Here is a 15,942-nt window from a genome sequence, read left to right as displayed (position 1 = left end):
GTGCTCATGCTCTCGGTCGTGCATCGAACCCAGCGGGCCGGACCCCGATCCTCCGGCCTGGTCCCACGCGTCCTCGCGGTGCTGCTCACCGCCTGGCTGTGCGGCGTGCCCGCCGCGGCGGCGTCGGCCCTCGCCCCGTCCGACAGCTGTGCCTACGCGTCCGTCGACGGCGACGGGGGCGGCGGCGCCGTGGCGGTCGCCGGCGACGGCGGCTATTGCAGCGCGGGCCCCACCACGCCCCCGCCGAAGACGCCCACGCCCAAACCGACACCGCCCAAGCCGACACCGCCGAAGCCCACACCGCCACCGCCTCCGCCCCCTCCCCCGCCGCCCCCACCGCCACCGGCGCCGGAACCGGACCCGCCGCGCGCGGCCGTCCCGCCGCCGCCCGCGGCTCCCCCCGCGCCCGCCCCGACCCCGACACCCACCCCCACGCCGACCCCGAGGCCCACGCCCACCGAGAGCCCCACGCCGAAGCCGAAGCCCGAGCCGACCCCCACGCCCGTGCACTTCCCGGTCTACCGCCCCGCCGTCCACCGCGCGCCGCCGCAGAGCGGCCCGTCCCTGGTCACGCTCACCCTGCTCATCACCGCCCCCGCGGTGCTCGCGGTCGCCGCCCTGCGCCCCCGCTGATTTCTTCGTGAGGTAAACGATGTCGGAATGGCTTGTTCTCGTCCTCGCCATGGTGGCCGCGTGCGCCATCGTGCTCGCCGTCCAGGTCCTGCAACAGCGCAGGATCGGTGAGGACGACGATCCGTCCGAGACCCCGGACGTGATCGAGTACATGACGATGATGATCGGCGTGGTCTACGCGATCGTCCTGGGTCTGGCCATCGCGGGCGTCTGGGAGGCCCGCAGCGCCGCCCAGGACCACGTCCGCAACGAGGCGCAGGCGCTGCACGAGGTCCACGAACGCGTACGGGTCTATCCGGCCGGTGTCCGCGACCGGATCCGCGCGGATGTCGACGCATATGTCAGCCATGTCGTGACCACCGAGTGGCACACGATGCGCACCAAGGGCGAGCTGACCGACAAGGGCACCCAGCTGCTCGACAAGGTCCGGCACGACGTCACCGACTACGAGCCGAAGAACGACTTCGAGGCCCAGGCGTACCAGCCGCTGCTCGACCAGGTCACCGCCGCCGACGACGCCCGCAACGCCCGCGCGGACTCCACCGGCGCCACCATGCCGGGCGTGGTCTGGTTCGGCCTGATCACCGGGGCGCTGGTCACCATCGGCATGATCTTCGCCCTCCAGATCCGCCGCACACCCCGCGAGCTGCTGCTCGCCGGGCTGTTCTCCGCCCTGATCGCCTTCCTGCTCTTCCTCATCTGGGACTTCGACGCGCCCTACAGCCGCGGGGTGGCGGCGACGGCCGCTCCGTTCCTGATGCTGTTCCCCGGCGCCGGATGACGCCGCCGGGCCGTCGTGTCCCCTGTCCGGCCCACACGCGTGCCCCGTTCGCACGACACCGATCGCGCCCATAAGGGGGTGTCCCTAGCGTTTCGGACAGCGAGGTGTTTGTCCCCAGCGCGCGGAACCGGTCCGCAGCCGCTCCTCGCGGACCCGGAGGACCCCATCATGACCGCGATACGCACCGCTTCCGCCGCCGCCGCGCTCGGCCTGACCGGCCTCGTGCTCTGCGCCCCCGCGGCGACGGCGGGCGACAACGACTCGTTCCACGTCAGTGTCGCGCCCACGACGATCGCGGCGGGCGGGCAGGTCACGCTCTACGCCAGCGGGTGCGACGACGTCACCACGGTCTCGGCCGGCATCTTCGACTCGGTCACGATCGACGGCGGCAGCGGTCAGAAGACCGCGACGGTCGACTGGGACGCCAAGCAGGCCGCGCTGTACACGGTGAAGTTCGAGTGCAAGGGCGGACCGAGCCGCAGCGTGGACCTGACCATCGCCTCGGGCCGCCAGGACAACCCCATGCCGCCGCCGGTGCCGCACGGGGTGAAGGCGGGGGTCGGCGGCAGTCTCGCCGGGTTCGACCTGCACGAGATCGGTCTCGGCGCCGCGCTGATCCTGGGCGCGATGGGCGGCGCCTACTACTTCTCGCGCCGGCGCACCGGCGAGGGCGACGCCTGACTGACCCCGGGAGGGCCGGTGCGGCGGAGACAAGGCGTTCTCCGGCACCGGCCCTCTCCTCGTGCGCGGACCCCGTGAAGGGGGGACGGGGCCCGCCGTCTCGGGGTGGTGTCCTACGCCTTGCCCTCGGCGCGGCGGCGCATCCAGAACACCCCGCCGCCGATCAGCGCGGAGGCCACCAGGGCCCCGCCGATCGCCATGTCGGTCGGGGTCGCGCCGGTCCGGGTCGAGCCGCCGAGGCCACCGCGGACACCGCCGTGGATGACCGTGAAGGCCGCCGGTCTCATCATCGGCGCGCCCTGGCAGCTGACGCTCACGTCGTGCGCGCCGACGGCGGCGTTGTCCTTGATGGTGGCCGTTCCGCTGGCCTGGCTGCCGCCCGGTACCGCGCTGAGGTTGATCGTGCCGAAGGCGTCCGACGTCGCCGTGCTGTTCGACTGGCACTTGGTCCCGTCGACCGACACGGTCACCTCGCCACCGCGCGGGACGACGCTGGGCGTGACGGCGAGATTGGTCGGGTCCTCCCAGGCCGACGCGGTGGGGGCTGCGAGTCCGACGGCGAGGACCGCGGCGGCGGACACCGCCAGGGCACGGGTGGTACGCATGGAAATCCTCCGCGGAAGGCGTCCCCGGGGAACGGCCCCCGGGATCTTTCGGCGAGAACGCCTCCCAGACGAACCCTCAGATGCCGTGCGCGCAGCCGCATTTCGGGAATCGGCCGTCCTGGTGAGGCGACACACCGCGAGAAGGGAACGAACAGGGTTATCACCGCAGGTCACGGACCGTCAGAAAATTCCTGGACCGCGCGACCCGGATGGCTCACCGGGCCTCTGAGCTGCGACGTCGGGGCCACCCGTTCGCCCTTGCCCCGTCGCTGGGCGCGCCCCGCCGACTTAGCGTGCTGATACGCGCAACGGATGCGGTCCCGCCACCGTTTCCAGAGGGGATGAGCGAATGTCCGACGCAATGCTGGACGAGGAGGAGCAGCCGAGGAAGCGCGCCCCCTGGGGCGTGATGGCGCTGGTCCTGCTCACCGGTCTCGCCCTGATCCGCAACGGGTCGGGGGAATTCGACATCGGCCCGCCGCAGCCCGCCTCGGCCGCCGCCGCGGACGGCCGTACGCCGGTCTGGGCCACCTCGAAGGCGCCCGACCCGCTGCCGTTCTCCGCGGTGGACCGGGTGCGCATCCCGGCGATCCGGGTGGACGCGCCGGCGATGCCGGTCGGGCTCGACCCGGAGGGCTGGGTGGACGCGCCGCCGCCGCAGGACCCGAACCTGGCGGGCTGGTTCTCGGGCGCGGTCTCCCCCGGCGAGAAGGGCACGGCGGTCGTCGTCGGGCACGTCGACAACATGCAGGGGCCCGCCGTCTTCTACGGCCTCGGCTCCCTGAAGAACGGCAACCACGTCGAGGTGAAGCGGAAGGACGGGAGGACGGCGGTGTTCCGGATCTACGGGATCGACGTCTTCGAGAAGTCCGCCTTCCCCGGCAAGAAGGTCTACGGGTCGACCGGCGCGCCGGAACTGCGGGTCATCACCTGCGGCGGCGGCTTCTCCAAGCAGCACGGCTACGACGGGAACGTCGTGGTCTTCGCCCGCCTGGTGTCCGTGCGCTGAGCGCCCGGTCCCGGCGGGCGCCCGGGCGCGGTCCGGGTCAGACGGGGCGGCGCGGCGGCACGGTGAGGCGGTAGCCGTCGTCGAGCAGGGCGGGCAGGTACTCGCGCAGGGCCGCGACGCTCTGCGACCGGTTGCCGCCGGCGTCGTGGTTGAGGACGACGACGCCGGGGGCCGCGCCGGACAGCACGCGGGAGACGATGGTGCCGGTGCCGGGGGTGTTCCAGTCGAGGGTGTCGACGGTCCAGGCGAGGGGTTCCATGCCGAGTTCGGCGCCGAGCCGGAAGGCGGCCCGGTTCCAGGCGCCGTAGGGGGCGCGGAACCAGGTGGGGGGCTCGCCGACGGCGTCCTCGACGACCTCGCAGGTGCGCTCGATCTCGGGCCGCATCCCGGAGCGGGTCATCCGGGTCAGCAGCGGATGGGTCCAGGTGTGGTTGCCGATGACGTGCCCGTCGTCGGCCATCTCGCGCAGCAGGTCCTTGTTGTCCACGGCCATCTCGCCGCACACGAAGAACATCGCGCGAACGTCGTGCTTGCGCAGAATGCGCAGGATGTCCGGGGTGTAGCGGGGGTCGGGGCCGTCGTCGAAGGTGAGCACCATGGCCCGCTCGCCGCGTCCGAAGTCCCAGCTCAGGATCGGCCGGTGACGGGGTTTCAGCGGGGTGCGGGCGGCGCGCTGGGGGCCGTATCCGGCGATCGGTCTCAGCCGGTACGCGGACGGCTTCAGGGGGCGGGCCGCGAGCGGGCCGCCGGCGGCGGGCGCCGCGGCCGGGCCCGCCGCCGGGGGCCCGGCGGGGTCGGCGGCGCAGCCGGTGAGCGCGGCCAGTCCGACGGCGGTGAATCCGCGCAGCAAGGCCCGGCGACCGGGCGGGATCTGAGGGGTGGTCATGTCTCATCCGTCACACGGTGCCGGGGTCACCGCGCACACCACCACCGGATGAGACGTGCGAAAGCACCCGTCCGGCCCCGCTCCCCCGCCCCGCCGCCGCCCCCACCAGCGCTTTCCGTTAGCCTCTGGCCCGTGACCGAACAGCACCCCCCTCAGTTCGAGCGCGGCACGGACGGCCCGAAGGTGATCGTCGTCGGCGTGGACGGCTCCGACTCGTCGTTCCGGGCCGCGGCCTACGCAGGCGGCCTGGCCCGGCGGCAGCACGCCCTGCTCGCCGTGGTGTACGTGCAGCCGGTGCTCGCCGCCGGGGCCGCCCTCGGGGTGTCCGTGACGGAGACGACCGACGAGATCGCGGAGAGTCTCGTCGCGGAGATCCGGGCGGCATCCGAACGGGTCAAGGACATATACGACGTGCGCTGGGAGTTCCACACCTTCCGCGGCGACCCCTTCAACGGCCTGGTGACCGCCGCCGACGAGCTCACGGCGGACGCGGTGGTCGTCGGCGCGTCGGAGCAGGCCGGGCACCGCATCGTCGGATCGGTCGCGGTCCGGCTGGTGAAGGCGGGCCGCTGGCCGGTCACCGTCGTGCCGTAGACCGGCGCCGCGGCGCGCCGGGGCGGACCCGGTCGCCCCGTTCGCCGCACCGTTCGTCGACCGCTTCGACCGCCTGCCGCAGAGCCACGCGTGTCCTCTGGGCGGGCGGACGGGGGTGCGCTGCCATACGCGCATGACGACGGCGCTCATCACACCCACCACCGCGGAGGACGACCTCGCGCAGGTGCAGCGCGAGCACGGCGGGCCGCTGTTCTCGTTCCTGCTGCGGCTGTGCGACGGGGACCGGCAGCGCGCGGAGGACCTGGTCCAGGAGACGTACGTACGGGCGTGGCAGCACCCCGAGGCGCTCGACGCCAAGTACGGGTCGGTGCGGCCCTGGCTGTTCACGGTGGGCCGCAGGCTCGCCATCGACGCCCGGCGGGCCCGGCTCGCCCGCCCGGCGGAGGTCGGCGACGGCGTGCTGGAGAGCGCCCGGGTCTGCGCCGACCACGCCGAGCGGTCCACCGCCGCGCTCGACGTGCGGGACGCGGTGGCGACGCTCAGCCCCGACCACCGCGCTGTGCTCATGGAGGTGTACTTCAAGGGGGCCAGCGTGGCGGAAGCCGCACGGGCCCTCGGCATCCCCCCGGGTACCGTCAAGTCCCGTGCGTACTATGCGTTGCGGGCGTTGCGCAGAGTGTTGCCGGGTTACGCACCTGACCTGCGCTGAAACCGGGCCGTAAGTCAAGCATCAGTAAAGCGCCTTGCTCGGGGGGCTGTTTCCTCGGTTGAGTAATCCGCTGTCCTCCCCGGTGAGTTGGACGGGTGGGACCCGGGGGCCGGCGAAGCGCACGGACCGGAGGAAGGCAGGAAGGGATGTTGCACGGAAACGAGGGCGGCACATCGGATGCCGCCAATGGTGAACTCACGGTTCCCATGGCCTGGTTGTATGCCGAGTACATCGCGGACGAGCTGCTGCGGACCGGCGATCTGATGCCGCCCACGTCCTTCGAGTTCCGGGCGGGCCGTGACGCGCTCGCTCTGACGATCTTCCTGTCCGACGCGGGTGACGAGCTGTCCGGCATCCGTGTCGTGTCGCAGCTGGAGACGTGGTCGTCACTGACCGCGTACGACCAGCCGTGGCAGGCCTGGGTGCGGGCGCGGTTCGCGGAACGGGAGACGCGGGCCCGGCGCGCGGGGCGCCGGTCGCCCGATCTGCGGCTCGCCACGGCGGCGTGGCGGTGGCTGGAGGAGACCGAGCTGCTGGCGCCCGACCTCGACGCCGTGCCGGTGCCCGAGGAGGAGGACGGACCCCAGGTGTGGACGCCCGCGTGGCAACTGGGGCTGCCGCTGGGGCATTTGGCGATCCATCTGTTCTGACGCCGGACGCGCGGGCGCGGGCCGGTCAGGGGGCGTAGACGCCCGCCCGGTACTTCGGGATGCGAATGGTGATCTTCGTGCCCGCGCCCACGGCCGTCTCGATCACGAGGCCGTGGGCGTCGCCGAAGACCTGGCGCAGGCGCTCGTCCACGTTCGACAGGCCGATGCCCGTCGAGCGGTCGCCCTCGCCGCGCAGGATCGCCCGCAGCCGGTCCGGGTCCATGCCGACGCCGTCGTCCTCGATGACGACCTCGGCCTCCGCGCCCGCGTCGGTCGCGCCGATGGAGATGCGGCTGCGGGTGACGGTGCCCTCCAGACCGTGTTTGACCGCGTTCTCCACGAGGGGTTGCAGGCACAGGAAGGGCAGGGTGACCGGCAGGACCTCCGGGGCGATCCGCAGGGTGACCGTGAGCCGGTCGCCGAAGCGGGCCCGGACGAGGGCCAGGTACTGGTCGATGGAGTGGAGTTCGTCGGCCAGGGTCGTGAACTCGCCGTGCCGCCGGAACGAGTAGCGGGTGAAGTCGGCGAACTCCAGAAGGAGTTCGCGGGCCCGCTCGGGGTCGGTGCGGACGAAGGACGCGATCGCCGCGAGGGAGTTGAAGATGAAGTGCGGCGAGATCTGGGCGCGCAGGGCCTTGATCTCGGCCTCGATCAGCCGGGTGCGGGAGCGGTCGAGTTCGGCGAGTTCGAGCTGGACCGAGACCCAGCGCGCCACCTCGTCGGTGGCCCGGGCCAGGACCGCGGACTCACGGGGCGCGTAGGCGACGACGGCGCCCCGCACCCGGCCGTCGGCCACCACCGGCGCGGCGACCGCCCAGCGCAGGGGGCAGTCGAGCGTGGCGCAACCGCAGTCGAAGGCGACCGTGCGGCCGCCCGCGAGCAGGGGTTCGAGTTGCGGCATGACGTGCTTGGCGTGCGGGTGCTCGGCCGTGCCGTCCCAGGCGAGGACCGCGGAGCGGTGGGTGACGGCGAGGGCCTCGGTGCCGAGGAGACTGCGCAGCCGGCGGGCCGACTTGCGGGCCGTGTCCTCGGTGAGCCCCGCGCGCAGGGCGGGGGCGGCCAGGGACGCCGTGTGGAGGGTCTCGAAGGTGGCGCGCTCGACGGGGGTGCCGACGTCGCTGCGCCCGGCGGGGTGGGCCGTGCGGCGGCCCAGCAGGAAGCCCGTGCCCAGGAGGATCGGGCACAGGGCGAGGAGGATCGCCGTGACCGTGCCGGTGGCTGTCACGTGGTGGTGCCTCTCGCCGTGGGGGGTGCGGGTGGGGTCGCGGGCGGGTCCGCGCGCCGCTCCGTACGCGGTTCGGCGCGTGCGGTGAGCGGGCCGTAGGGCTTCAGGGTCTCCGGCAGGTGGAGCCGGGTCATGGTGGCCGTGGTGTGCGGCGGGATCGCGGTGGGGGTCGCCAGGGAGACCAGGATCATCGCGAGGAAGCCGACCGGGACCGACCAGACCGCCGGCCAGGCCAGGAGGGTGTGCAGCCAGCCCGAGGTCGCCGCGCCGGACACGGTGAGGGTCACGGCGAGGAGGGCCGAGCCGCCGCCCAGGAAGAGGCCCGCGAGGGCGCCGGGCGGGGTGAGCCGCCGCCACCAGATGCCGAGGACCAGCAGGGGGCAGAAGGACGACGCGGAGACCGCGAAGGCCATGCCGACGGCGTCCGCGACGGGGACGCCGTCGACGAGGAGGGCGCCGCCCAGCGCCACCGCCATGGCCAGGACCACGCCCAGCCGGAAGTGCCGCACGCCCCGGGAGGGCAGCACGTCCTGGCTGACCACGCCGGCCACCGCCATGGTCAGTCCCGACGCGGTCGACAGGAACGCGGCGAAGGCGCCGCCCGCCACCAGCGCGCCGAGCAGGTCCCCCGCGATCCCGTCGATCATCCGCCCGGGCAGCAGCAGCACGGTGGCGTCCGCGTCCTGGGCGGTGGTGAGTTCGGGGACGTACTGGCGCCCCAGCCAGCCGTAGAGCGGCGGCAGCAGGTAGAAGACGCCGATGAGGAGCAGGACCACGACCGTGGTGCGGCGGGCCGCGCGGCCGTGCGGGCTCGTGTAGAAGCGGACCACGACGTGCGGCAGGCCCATGGTGCCGAGGAACGTCGCGACGATCAGCCCGTAGGTGGCGTAGAGCGGGTGGTCGGCGCGGCTGGTGGCGAGCGGCTGCCCGGCGCCCGCGCCCGCCGGGGGCAGGTCCGCGGGTGCGGGCGCCGGGGGGTGGCCGCCCTGCCCGCGCCAGGCCAGCAGCAGGAAGAAGGCGGGGACCAGCAGTGCCGTCAGTTTCAGCCAGTACTGGAACGCCTGGACGAAGGTGATGGAGCGCATGCCGCCGGCGGCGACGGCGAGCACCACGACGGCCGCCACCAGCGCGGCGCCGAACCAGCGGGGCGCCCCGGTGAGGATCTGGAGCGTCAGTCCGGCCCCCTGGAGCTGGGGCACGAGGTAGAGCCACCCGGCGCCGACGACCAGCATGCTCACGACCCGGCGCACCTGCCGGGACTCCAGGCGCCCCTCGGCGAAGTCGGGCAGCGTGTAGGCGCCCGAGCGGCGCAGCGGGGCCGCGACGAAGACCAGCAGCACCAGGTGGCCGGCCGTGTAGCCGACCGGGTACCAGAGCATGTCGGGGCCGTGCGCGAGGACCAGGCCCGCGACGCCGAGGAAGGAGGCGGCGGAGAGGTACTCGCCGCTGATCGCGGCGGCGTTGAGGCGGGGTCCGACGGTGCGCGACGCCACGTAGAAGTCGGACGTGGTGCGGGAGATGCGCAGGCCGAAGCCGCCGATGAGGACGGTGGCGAGGACGACGACGGCCACCGCCGGGATCGCGTACGCCTCGTTCACGGTGCTCCGGTGTCGGTGGTGTCCCGGCCGCGGACGAGGGCGGCGAAGTCGCGTTCGTTGCGTTCGGCCCGGCGCACGTACCACCAGGCGATGAGGACCAGGAAGGGGTAGCAGCCGAAGCCGAGGACGAGCCATTCGACGGCGGCGTTGCGCAGCGCGCCGAAGAAGAGCGGCAGGATCGCCACCGGCGCGGCGAGGACGACGAACGCGGTGATGCCGGTGCGCAGCTGGCTGCGCATGAGGGAGCGGACGTAGGCGGCGCCGAGCGTCGTCTGCTCGTCGATCTCCCACTGGGTGCGCAGGCCGGGCGGACCGGTCGCGCCGGGCGCGGTGCGCGGCTCGCCGGTCACCACCTGGCGTCGTGATTCGGACACGGGCGGGAGTCTAGGCATCAGCGGTGCGGCTGAGGAAGGGGCAGGTCAGCCGGTCAGCCGGCGGAGCGGCGCATCAGCAGCTCCCGGACCCGGCCGGTGTGGCGCCGGCTCACGGCGATCTGCGCGGTGCCGACCCGTACGGTCATTCCGGCGCCGTCCAGGCGGAGTTCGTCGATGCGGTGCAGGGCGACGAGGTGGCTGCGGTGGACGCGGACGAAGCCGAGGGCCTGCCAGCGCTCCTCCAGCGTGGTCAGCGGGACCCGCACGAGGTGGCTGGCGCCGTCCGCGGTGTGCAGGCGGGCGTAGTCGCCCTGCGCCTCCGCGTACGTGATGTCGGCGACGGCCAGCATGCGGGTCACGCCGCCGAGTTCGACGGGGATCCGGTCGGCGACGGTGGCCGGGGGCGGGGCGAGCGGGACGCGTTCGGCGACCCTGCGGACGGCCTCGGCGAGGCGCTCGCGGCGCACCGGTTTGAGGAGGTAGTCGACGGCCTTGAGTTCGAAGGCCTGGACGGCGAAGTCCTCGTGGGCGGTGACGAAGACGACCAGCGGCGGGCGGGCGAACCCGGCGAGGAGCCGCGCCACGTCGAGTCCGGTGAGGCCCGCCATCTGGATGTCGAGGAAGAGCACGTCGACGGCGCCGTCGCCGCCGGGGCCCTCCTCCAGGGCGCGGCCGATGCGGCGCAGCGCCTCGGTGGCGTCCGTGGCGCCCTCGGCGCTGTGCACGCGGGCGTCCGCGCGCAGGAGGTAGAGGAGTTCGGCGAGGGCGGGTTCCTCGTCGTCGACGGCCAGTACGCGCAGCATGCGGCGGAGTGTAATCGTGCCGTCGCTTGAATGAATCGGCTGCCCCGCGCGTACCGGTGGTCGAGCGCGGGAGGAACGCATGAGGTCCCTGGAACGGCATCGTGACGCGGGCGCCTACGCCCTGGGGGTTCTCGACCCGGCGGACCGGTTCCGCTTCGAGGACCATCTGGGCGACTGCGCCGCGTGCACCGCACAACTCGGTGAACTACGGCCCACGACGGGCCTGTTGGCGCGGTACGCCCGGGCGACGCCGCCGTGCGTGGAGTGGTGTGCGCGGCCCGCGCCGACGCTCGTCGAACGGGCGGTGGACCGGCTCGCCGCCCTGCACCGGCGGGCGCGCAGGCGGGCGTGGGCGGCGGTGGCCGTGCTCGCGCTGCTCGTGACGGCGGCCGGGGCGGGCGCCGCGCTGCGCTCCCCGGCGGCGGGAGGCGGCGGGCTCGCGCTGGCCGGACGCGACCGCGCCTCGGGGGTGTCGGCCCGGCTCACGGCGGGCGGGCGCGCCTGGGGCAGCGAGGTCGCCCTGGTGGTCCGCGATCCGGGCGGGCCGCGGGTGTGCCGGCTGGTCGCGGTGGGCCGCGACGGGTCGGAGCAGACGGTGGCGGGCTGGGCGGTGCGCGGGGGCGGGGAACGGGTGGCGGTGACGGGCGGGGCGGCGCAGCGGCCGGACGCCATCGCGCGGTTCGAGGTGCGGGCGGTCGGCGGCGAACGGCTGCTGTCCCTGCCGGTGCCTTCGTGACCGCCGGGTCGCGCCTGCGGCGGGCGGCTACTTCAGCAGTCGGGACATCCGGCGGTCGGCCAGCGGACGGCCGCCCGTCTGGCAGGTCGGGCAGTACTGCAACGAGCTGTCGCTGAAGCTGACTTCACGGATGGTGTCGCCGCAGACGGGGCACGGCTCACCGGCGCGCCCGTGCACCCGCAGGCCGCTCTTCTTCTCGGCCTTGAGGCGGCCCGCGGCGATCCCCCGGGAGCGTTCCACGGCCTGCGTGAGGGTGCTGCGCAGCGCCTCGTAGAGGGTGTGGACGTCGTCGGGGGTGAGGGTGGCGGCCAGCTTGAAGGGGGACATCCTGGCCGCGTGCAGGATCTCGTCGCTGTAGGCGTTGCCCACGCCCGCGATCAGCCTCTGGTCCCGCAACGCGCCCTTGATCTGCCGCCGTTCGCCGTCGAGCAGTGCGGCGAGGGCCCGTTCGTCGAAGGTGTCGGCGAGCGGGTCGGGGCCGAGGCGGGCGATGCCCGGGACGTCACCGGGGTCCCGGACGACGTACACCGCGAGTTTCTTGGTGGTGCCGGCCTCGGTGAGGTCGAAGCCCTCCCCGGTGGCGAGGGCGACGCGCAGCGCGAGCGGGCCCTTGCCGGGGCGGGGCGGGCCGTCGGGGAGCCGGTCCCTCCAGTGCAGCCAGCCGGCCCGCGCCAGGTGGGTGACGAGGTGCAGCCCCCCGGCGTCGATGTCGAGGAACTTGCCGTACCGGGCGACGGCGGTGACGGTGCGGCCCTCCAGGGCGGTGGGCGCCGGGTCGTAGGTCTTCAGGACGCTGATCGCGACGGGCAGGACGCGCACGATCTCGCGTCCCGCCAGGTGGTCGGCGAGGAAGTCCTTCAGGGCCTCGACCTCGGGCAGTTCCGGCATGGGTTCCTCCTCCTGTCAGCCGCGGGCGCGCACCACGAACTCGCACCACACGCACTTGCCCCCGCCGCGCGCCTCGACGCCCCACACGTCGGCGAGCCGGTCGACGAGGAGCAGGCCGCGGCCCGAGACGCCGTCCTCGCCCGCCTCGCGGCGGCGGGGCAGGGCGCTGGAGGTGTCCTCGACGTCGACCCGCAGCCGCCGGTCGGTTCCGGTCAGCACGCGCAGGGTGACGATGGCGGGGCCCTCGGTGTGCATGAGGGCGTTGGTGACGAGTTCGTCGGCGACGAGTTCGATCTCGTCGGCGCGGTCGGCCGCGCCCCAGGCGCGGACGGCGGCGCGGATCATGTGCCGGGCGGCGGTGAGGGCGCCGGGGTCGCCGGGCGGCACGTGTTCGGTGAGCCGGCCGCCGGGGCGGGCCGCGCCCGCGCCGCGGCGGCGCAGCAGCAGGAGCGCCACGTCGTCGTCGCCGCCGCGGTCGTCGACGGAGCCGCACAGCCGGTCGGCGAGCTGTTCGATGTCGGAGGGCCCGTTGCCGACGAGCGTGGTGAGGATCTGGAGTCCGTCGTCGAGGTCGGTGCCGGGCTGCTCGACGAGTCCGTCGGTGCACAGCAGGAGGGTCTCGCCGGGGTCCAGCTCGACGGTCGTGACCGGGTAGTCGAGCCGTCCGAACTCGGCGGACAGGCCGAGCGGCAGCCCGCCCTCGACGGGCACCTTGCGGCACATGCCGTCGGTGCGGCGCAGCAGCGGATGGAGGTGGCCCGCGCGGACGAACTGGACGACGCCGGTGGACAGGTCGGTCTCGGCGTACAGGCAGGTGGCGAAGCGTTCGGTGTCGAGTTCGTGGAGGAAGACGGAGGCGCGGGCCATGACGGTCGCCGGGGTGTGGCCCTCGGCGGCGTAGGCGCGCAGCACGATGCGCAGCTGTCCCATGACGGCGGCGGCGTGCGTGTCGTGCCCCTGGACGTCCCCGATGACGGCGCCGACCCGGCCGCCGGGCAGGGGTATCACGTCGTACCAGTCGCCTCCGATGTCCCGGCCTAGGGACGCGGAGCGGTAGCGGACGGCGATGTCGGCGCCGGGCACGTCGGGGATGGTGCGGGGCAGCATGGCCTGCTGGAGCCCCTGGGCGAGGTCCTTCTCCTGCTCGTAGAACATGGCGCGCTGGAGGCTCTGCGCGATGCTGCTGCCGAGGGCGACGAGGACGTTGCGCTCGGACTCGGAGAAGCCCTTGCGGTCGTGGTAGAGCAGGCCGACGACGCCGATGGGGCGGGCCTGTGCGATGAGCGGCAGATAGGCGGCGGAGCGGATGCCGAGGTGGGTGATGTGCGGCCACAGCAGGGGGTACGAGGCCGCGAAGTCCTCCGGCGAGTCGATGAACCGGGGGGTGAGGGTGCGCACGACCTCGCTCATCGGGTACGGGTCGTCGATCCGGGTCACGTGGGTGCCGGGCACGAAGCTGCCGCGCGGGCCCTCGGCGACGAGGTGGATGCGGCCCGCGCGCACCAGGCCCATGACGAAGCTGGTGGCTCCCAGGTGTTCGATGCCGTGGGTCTCGCGCAGCACGTCGATGACGTCGCTGACGGTGCGGGCGTGCGCGAGGGCGGCGGTGGTGTTCTGCACGACGCTGGTCTCGCGCCGGCGGACGGCCGCGCGGGCGGCGCGTTCGTGCTGGACGGTCGCGTCGTTCAGCTCGTCGGTGGCGTCGCGCACGACGCCGACGATGCGGCGCGGGCGGCCCTGGTCGTCGCGGCGGATGTAGCCGCGGGTGTGGGTCCAGCGCAGTTCGCCGTCGCGGGTGCGGATACGGAAGTACGCCCCGTAGTTCTCCTCGCCGCTCTTCAGCGCCTGGGAGACGATCGCGTCGAGGCGTCCGGCGTCCCGCTGCGGGACGCGCACCCCGAGGCCCTCGGGGCGCCCGTCGTACTCGTGCGGCAGCAGGTCGAACACGTCGTGGGCGTTGCCGTCCATGTGCATCAGGCCGCTGGCGAGGTCCCATTCGAAGCTGCCCATGCGCAGGCCGCGTCCGTACGCCTCCAGGAATCCGCGCGACGTGTCGTCCTCGGGGAGCTCCCTGCCCGGGGAGCCCACGGGCTCCTCGCCGCCCCCGCTGTCCGCGTCCATGACGCCACGCTAAACGCAGGCCCGGGGGGCCGCACGTCTGCGCACGGTCACGGTGAGGTGCCGTCCGGGGCGTCCGGGACCAGGCCGCCGCCGTCGGGCCGGTCGGGGCTGTCGGGGACCGTGTCGGGGCCGGTGTCCTCGTCCGGGGTGCCGCTGCCGGAGGTGTCCCCGGTGGTGCCGGTCGACTCGTCGGTGCCCGGGGTGTCGGAGGTGGGCACGTCGCCGGAGCCGTCCGGGGACGCGTCGGTGCCGGAGCTGGTCGGGCGGGAGGTCCGCGGGGTGGGTGTGGGGCAGCCGGACGGCGCGGGCGAGGGTCTTTCGGTCGTGGTGGCCGTGGGGCAGGCGGTGCCGGAGGTGGTCCCGCTCGGGGTGTCGCCGGCGCTCCGCGACGCCGAGGTGCCGGTGCCGGGCGAGGTCGCGCCGGGCGACGTGCTGCTCGGGGCCGTGGCGGTCGGGGCGGGGGACGTCGTCGTGGGTGTCCCGGTCGGCGTGCGGGTGGGGGCGGGCGGCGGGACCAGGCGGTCCTGGTGTCCGTCGTCGCCGGTCCTCCGCTCGATCCAGGTGTGGTCGACGACGTTCACGAGGGTGATGTGCTGGATGACCGTCGGCGCGGGGGTCACGACGACCACCCTGGTCGGCTCGTAGCCGTGCCACGGCTGCCCCTGCCGGCTCGGACCGCCGCCGAGGGCGCGGGGCTGCCGCAGCGGGTTGCCGCAGGCGCAGCGCACGCGGGGCGCGCCGCGTCCGTCGACCATGACGGCGGTGCCCGTCTGGAGCACGGACTGGAATGTGGTGGCCCGGCCGTCGCGGTAGCCGTGGTTGGTGACCCGCGTGTCGGCGCGCAGCACGACCGGGGTGAGGCCGCGCAGGAAGCCGGGGACGTCGGCCCGGGAGACCCCGGCGGCCTCGGCGAACGCGCCGGCCCTGGCCCGGTCGGCGGTGAGGAAGCGGACCTGCTTCTCGACGTCGCAGCTGCCCAGCGCGCGGGTGCCGCCGTACAGGCCGGGGGTGGCGCCGGAGATCTCGCGGGCGCCCTGCCGCCCGGCCGAGGGGGTGCCGGTCGGGGAGGGTTGCGGCGTTCGGGTGACGGGCGGGCTGCTCGCGGGCGTGGCGGCGGTGGAGTCGGTGAAGGGGTCGGGGCCCCGGGCGGCGACGGGCTGGAGGAACAGCTCGCCCTTGCTGTCGGCCGTGTTCTTCGCCCCGTCCCCGGAGCAACCGGCGAGCAGCAGGGCCGCCGCTATGCCGAGGGCCGCGACGTAGGTCCTGGTTCTGATCCGTGCGCGCACGCAGCTCTCCCACCTGTGCACCGGCGATGTGTCCCTCCCTGTCTGGGCCCGGCGCGCGCGAGCCGCAAGTCGTGCCCGTCGCGGGGCGCGGGCCGGCCGCTGTGTACGTCGTGGCGTTCGCCGGGGCGGCGCTCCACTTCCGGGCGCTGATCGGGGAGCGCGGGATGCTGCCGGTGCCCCGGTTCCTGGCGACGACGAGGTCGCGCCGCCGGTGACGGTGCTGTTCCTGCTGCGGTGGGTGCTGTTCCGCCTGGGGTTCGGGGCCGGGCTGATCAAGCTGCGCGGGGACGCCTGCCGGCGGCGGCTGACCTGTCTGTACTTCGATCACGAGGGTGCTGGCCGCCGCGCTACGTGCGGGCGCGGGTGTTCCGCTACCGGTACGCGAGCCGGAGCGAGCGGCGG

At 74.2% G+C, this 15,942-nt stretch carries 17 protein-coding genes and 1 pseudogene; 9 read left to right on the top strand and 9 right to left on the bottom strand.

Going from position 1 to position 15,942, the window contains the following annotated elements; translation table 11 throughout:
• The first annotated feature begins 18 nt into the window (after positions 1 to 18).
• The 3 genes from ACIP5K_RS16315 (at position 19) to ACIP5K_RS16305 (ending at position 2,095) form a co-directional block, all read left to right on the top strand.
• Positions 19 to 633: a hypothetical protein gene (locus ACIP5K_RS16315; protein ID WP_401409911.1), complete on the top strand. Its 615-nt coding sequence runs from the start codon at positions 19 to 21 to the stop codon at positions 631 to 633.
• A gap of 19 nt (positions 634 to 652) precedes the next feature.
• Positions 653 to 1,414 (top strand): hypothetical protein, encoded by a 762-nt coding sequence (locus ACIP5K_RS16310; RefSeq protein WP_401409909.1) that lies wholly within the window; start codon positions 653 to 655, stop codon positions 1,412 to 1,414.
• A 168-nt stretch (positions 1,415 to 1,582) separates the two neighbouring features.
• Positions 1,583 to 2,095: a hypothetical protein gene (locus ACIP5K_RS16305; protein ID WP_401409907.1), complete on the top strand. Its 513-nt coding sequence runs from the start codon at positions 1,583 to 1,585 to the stop codon at positions 2,093 to 2,095.
• Between the two features lie 113 nt (positions 2,096 to 2,208).
• On the opposite strand, the gene ACIP5K_RS16300 is transcribed toward ACIP5K_RS16305, so the two are convergent.
• Entirely contained in the window at positions 2,209 to 2,700 is a 492-nt protein-coding gene (locus ACIP5K_RS16300) for a hypothetical protein (protein ID WP_401409905.1), read from the bottom strand.
• A 349-nt stretch (positions 2,701 to 3,049) separates the two neighbouring features.
• Here ACIP5K_RS16300 and ACIP5K_RS16295 point away from each other — a divergent pair, with 349 nt between their 5' ends.
• Positions 3,050 to 3,709: a class F sortase gene (locus ACIP5K_RS16295; RefSeq protein ID WP_401409903.1), complete on the top strand. Its 660-nt coding sequence runs from the start codon at positions 3,050 to 3,052 to the stop codon at positions 3,707 to 3,709.
• Positions 3,710 to 3,746: 37 nt separating this feature from the next.
• On the opposite strand, the gene ACIP5K_RS16290 is transcribed toward ACIP5K_RS16295, so the two are convergent.
• Complete coding sequence (locus ACIP5K_RS16290; RefSeq protein ID WP_401409901.1) at positions 3,747 to 4,595, bottom strand: polysaccharide deacetylase family protein; 849 nt, start codon at positions 4,593 to 4,595, stop codon at positions 3,747 to 3,749.
• A 132-nt stretch (positions 4,596 to 4,727) separates the two neighbouring features.
• Between ACIP5K_RS16290 and ACIP5K_RS16285 the strand changes: the two genes are divergently transcribed.
• The 3 genes from ACIP5K_RS16285 to ACIP5K_RS16275 all read left to right on the top strand — a co-directional run bounded on the left by ACIP5K_RS16285 (position 4,728) and on the right by ACIP5K_RS16275 (position 6,509).
• A complete protein-coding gene (locus ACIP5K_RS16285) occupies positions 4,728 to 5,189 on the top strand; it encodes a universal stress protein (RefSeq protein ID WP_401409899.1) in 462 nt (153 codons plus the stop codon).
• Between the two features lie 133 nt (positions 5,190 to 5,322).
• Positions 5,323 to 5,859, top strand: coding sequence for a sigma-70 family RNA polymerase sigma factor (locus ACIP5K_RS16280; protein ID WP_401409898.1), 537 nt, complete (start codon positions 5,323 to 5,325; stop codon positions 5,857 to 5,859).
• 146 nt (positions 5,860 to 6,005) lie between these two features.
• On the top strand, positions 6,006 to 6,509 hold the full coding sequence (locus ACIP5K_RS16275) for a hypothetical protein (protein ID WP_401409896.1): 504 nt from the start codon (positions 6,006 to 6,008) through the stop codon (positions 6,507 to 6,509).
• A gap of 25 nt (positions 6,510 to 6,534) precedes the next feature.
• On the opposite strand, the gene ACIP5K_RS16270 is transcribed toward ACIP5K_RS16275, so the two are convergent.
• The 4 genes from ACIP5K_RS16270 to ACIP5K_RS16255 all read right to left on the bottom strand — a co-directional run bounded on the left by ACIP5K_RS16270 (position 6,535) and on the right by ACIP5K_RS16255 (position 10,509).
• A complete protein-coding gene (locus ACIP5K_RS16270) occupies positions 6,535 to 7,734 on the bottom strand; it encodes a sensor histidine kinase (RefSeq protein WP_401409894.1) in 1,200 nt (399 codons plus the stop codon).
• On the bottom strand, positions 7,731 to 9,332 hold the full coding sequence (locus tag ACIP5K_RS16265; protein WP_401409892.1) for a cation acetate symporter: 1,602 nt from the start codon (positions 9,330 to 9,332) through the stop codon (positions 7,731 to 7,733). Before ACIP5K_RS16265 ends, ACIP5K_RS16270 begins: the two co-directional genes overlap by 4 nt.
• Positions 9,329 to 9,682: a hypothetical protein gene (locus tag ACIP5K_RS16260; RefSeq protein WP_401410225.1), complete on the bottom strand. Its 354-nt coding sequence runs from the start codon at positions 9,680 to 9,682 to the stop codon at positions 9,329 to 9,331. The genes ACIP5K_RS16265 and ACIP5K_RS16260 overlap by 4 nt, the downstream gene beginning before the upstream one ends.
• A 77-nt stretch (positions 9,683 to 9,759) precedes the next feature.
• Entirely contained in the window at positions 9,760 to 10,509 is a 750-nt protein-coding gene (locus tag ACIP5K_RS16255; RefSeq protein ID WP_401409890.1) for a LytR/AlgR family response regulator transcription factor, read from the bottom strand.
• 79 nt (positions 10,510 to 10,588) lie between these two features.
• Here ACIP5K_RS16255 and ACIP5K_RS16250 point away from each other — a divergent pair, with 79 nt between their 5' ends.
• A complete protein-coding gene (locus ACIP5K_RS16250) occupies positions 10,589 to 11,245 on the top strand; it encodes a zf-HC2 domain-containing protein (RefSeq protein WP_401409888.1) in 657 nt (218 codons plus the stop codon).
• A 27-nt stretch (positions 11,246 to 11,272) separates the two neighbouring features.
• On the opposite strand, the gene ACIP5K_RS16245 is transcribed toward ACIP5K_RS16250, so the two are convergent.
• From ACIP5K_RS16245 to ACIP5K_RS16235, 3 genes are read right to left on the bottom strand one after another with little or no spacing between them, the layout of a single operon-like run.
• Positions 11,273 to 12,133, bottom strand: coding sequence for an Fpg/Nei family DNA glycosylase (locus ACIP5K_RS16245; RefSeq protein ID WP_401409886.1), 861 nt, complete (start codon positions 12,131 to 12,133; stop codon positions 11,273 to 11,275).
• A gap of 15 nt (positions 12,134 to 12,148) precedes the next feature.
• The gene (locus ACIP5K_RS16240; protein ID WP_401409885.1) at positions 12,149 to 14,254 is read right to left on the bottom strand and encodes a SpoIIE family protein phosphatase; all 2,106 of its coding nucleotides are present in this window, start codon (positions 14,252 to 14,254) and stop codon (positions 12,149 to 12,151) included.
• 47 nt (positions 14,255 to 14,301) lie between these two features.
• The gene (locus ACIP5K_RS16235; protein ID WP_401409883.1) at positions 14,302 to 15,540 is read right to left on the bottom strand and encodes a DUF6777 domain-containing protein; all 1,239 of its coding nucleotides are present in this window, start codon (positions 15,538 to 15,540) and stop codon (positions 14,302 to 14,304) included.
• 26 nt (positions 15,541 to 15,566) lie between these two features.
• On the opposite strand from ACIP5K_RS16235, the pseudogene ACIP5K_RS16230 reads away from it, so the two are divergent.
• Positions 15,567 to 15,871 (top strand): annotated as a pseudogene (locus tag ACIP5K_RS16230) (lipase maturation factor family protein); the annotation flags it as partial.
• Positions 15,872 to 15,942 lie beyond the last annotated feature (71 nt).

The organism is Streptomyces sp. NPDC088785, from assembly GCF_044750685.1.
Taxonomy (GTDB): domain Bacteria; phylum Actinomycetota; class Actinomycetes; order Streptomycetales; family Streptomycetaceae; genus Streptomyces.
The sequence above is the reverse complement of the archived record's forward strand: the minus strand, read 5'-3'. Positions and strand labels throughout refer to the sequence as shown.

Excerpts from the sequence above, each read along its gene's own strand:
- ACIP5K_RS16275 (WP_401409896.1), top strand. The coding sequence starts at position 6,006 with ATGTTGCACGGAAACGAGGGCGGCACATCGGATGCCGCCAATGGTGAA.
- ACIP5K_RS16295 (WP_401409903.1), top strand. The coding sequence starts at position 3,050 with ATGTCCGACGCAATGCTGGACGAGGAGGAGCAGCCGAGGAAGCGCGCC.
- ACIP5K_RS16245 (WP_401409886.1), bottom strand. The coding sequence starts at position 12,133 with ATGCCGGAACTGCCCGAGGTCGAGGCCCTGAAGGACTTCCTCGCCGAC.
- ACIP5K_RS16305 (WP_401409907.1), top strand. The coding sequence starts at position 1,583 with ATGACCGCGATACGCACCGCTTCCGCCGCCGCCGCGCTCGGCCTGACC.
- ACIP5K_RS16240 (WP_401409885.1), bottom strand. The coding sequence starts at position 14,254 with ATGGACGCGGACAGCGGGGGCGGCGAGGAGCCCGTGGGCTCCCCGGGC.
- ACIP5K_RS16280 (WP_401409898.1), top strand. The coding sequence starts at position 5,323 with ATGACGACGGCGCTCATCACACCCACCACCGCGGAGGACGACCTCGCG.
- ACIP5K_RS16250 (WP_401409888.1), top strand. The coding sequence starts at position 10,589 with ATGAGGTCCCTGGAACGGCATCGTGACGCGGGCGCCTACGCCCTGGGG.
- ACIP5K_RS16300 (WP_401409905.1), bottom strand. The coding sequence starts at position 2,700 with ATGCGTACCACCCGTGCCCTGGCGGTGTCCGCCGCCGCGGTCCTCGCC.
- ACIP5K_RS16290 (WP_401409901.1), bottom strand. The coding sequence starts at position 4,595 with ATGACCACCCCTCAGATCCCGCCCGGTCGCCGGGCCTTGCTGCGCGGA.
- ACIP5K_RS16255 (WP_401409890.1), bottom strand. The coding sequence starts at position 10,509 with ATGCTGCGCGTACTGGCCGTCGACGACGAGGAACCCGCCCTCGCCGAA.
- ACIP5K_RS16310 (WP_401409909.1), top strand. The coding sequence starts at position 653 with ATGTCGGAATGGCTTGTTCTCGTCCTCGCCATGGTGGCCGCGTGCGCC.